This window comes from Photorhabdus kayaii (assembly GCF_025384895.1).
In the GTDB taxonomy this organism is placed as follows: Bacteria; Pseudomonadota; Gammaproteobacteria; order Enterobacterales; family Enterobacteriaceae; genus Photorhabdus; species Photorhabdus kayaii.
In genome coordinates this window covers 1-945 of the sequence record NZ_JAJAFZ010000200.1, presented here as the reverse complement: position 1 = coordinate 945, position 945 = coordinate 1, and the positions used below count along the sequence as shown (strand labels likewise).

The following is a 945-nucleotide window of genomic DNA, read 5'->3' as shown; positions in this document are numbered from 1 at the left end:
CCGAAGGTGTTTTGGCGCTCAGAAGACAGCGGGCAGAAGCCGGGTGTCAGAAGAGAGTAGAGAGACGATTTTCAGCTTGTTGAACAGATTGATTCGGGTGGTTGCGGAAGAAGAGACGCGCCGCCTGGAATAAACCGAATATGCCTGGCGGCGATAGCGCGGCGGTCCCACCTGACCCCATGCCGAACTCAGCAGTGAAACGCCGTAGCGCCGATGGTAGTGTGGGGTCTCCCCATGTGAGAGTAGGGAACTGCCAGGCTTTAAATACCGTAGAAACCCCCAGCGAGCGCTGGGGGTTTTTGCGTTTTTAAGGGATATCCTATGGATTTCAAGATGCATCGCGACGGTAAGGGAGCGAATCCGCGGGGGCATAGCGAACGATGTGACCGGGATGAGTGCGTGCCGCCAACAAAGAGGCAACTTGAAAGATAACGGGTATATTAAGTTTTTATTATCATCGATCACCGTTAGCTCTTTCTGTGATTTGAAACAATTGCTTAATGGTGAACGGCAGTTTTCTGGAGATTTATGATAAATACCTAGCCAATCACTGATAAGGTAATAATTATCTGAAGTTGAGAAAGGGGTGTTTATTATACCAGATAAATAAGGGGATATTATAAGCCTTTTTTCGAGGATGACTAACTCCGTGGTTATAACGGATGTCACTGTTTTTATCTAAACGTTGTAATCCATGATCTGAAAAATAGAGAATAAATGCTTTATAATCTTTGATTTTATTAATAATTTTCTCTATTAGCTGATCTGTATAAACTATTGAGCTGTCATAGCAATTATCATCTTCGTTCGATGAGAAAGACATCAGTTTATTTTCGGGAAATTGGTTACAGGATGGCTCATGATTGCCATAGATATGCATAATAATAAATTTCTTACCTTTCTATTTGAGTAATCGGCCATTTATTTCTCATACAGATTAATAAT

Annotated in this window: 2 protein-coding genes and 1 rRNA gene; 2 read left to right on the top strand and 1 reads right to left on the bottom strand. The window is 42.4% G+C overall.

Features of this window, described 5'->3' with window-relative positions; all coding sequences use genetic code 11:
* Positions 1 to 143 precede the first annotated feature (143 nt).
* Positions 144 to 259: ribosomal RNA gene (rrf, locus tag LGZ98_RS23890) — 5S ribosomal RNA — on the top strand.
* Between the two features lie 123 nt (positions 260 to 382).
* The gene (locus LGZ98_RS23885) at positions 383 to 532 is read left to right on the top strand and encodes a hypothetical protein (RefSeq protein ID WP_229015627.1); all 150 of its coding nucleotides are present in this window, start codon (positions 383 to 385) and stop codon (positions 530 to 532) included.
* Positions 533 to 565: 33 nt separating this feature from the next.
* Here the strand turns inward: LGZ98_RS23885 and LGZ98_RS23880 are convergent, their stop codons facing one another.
* Positions 566 to 880, bottom strand: a complete 315-nt coding sequence (locus LGZ98_RS23880) for a sulfatase-like hydrolase/transferase (protein ID WP_229015626.1) — start codon at positions 878 to 880, stop codon at positions 566 to 568.
* Positions 881 to 945: the final 65 nt, after the last annotated feature.

What these genes read in the sequence shown, in the direction of transcription:
- LGZ98_RS23880 (WP_229015626.1), bottom strand. Translation starts at nt 880, where the DNA reads ATGCATATCTATGGCAATCATGAGCCATCCTGTAACCAATTTCCCGAA.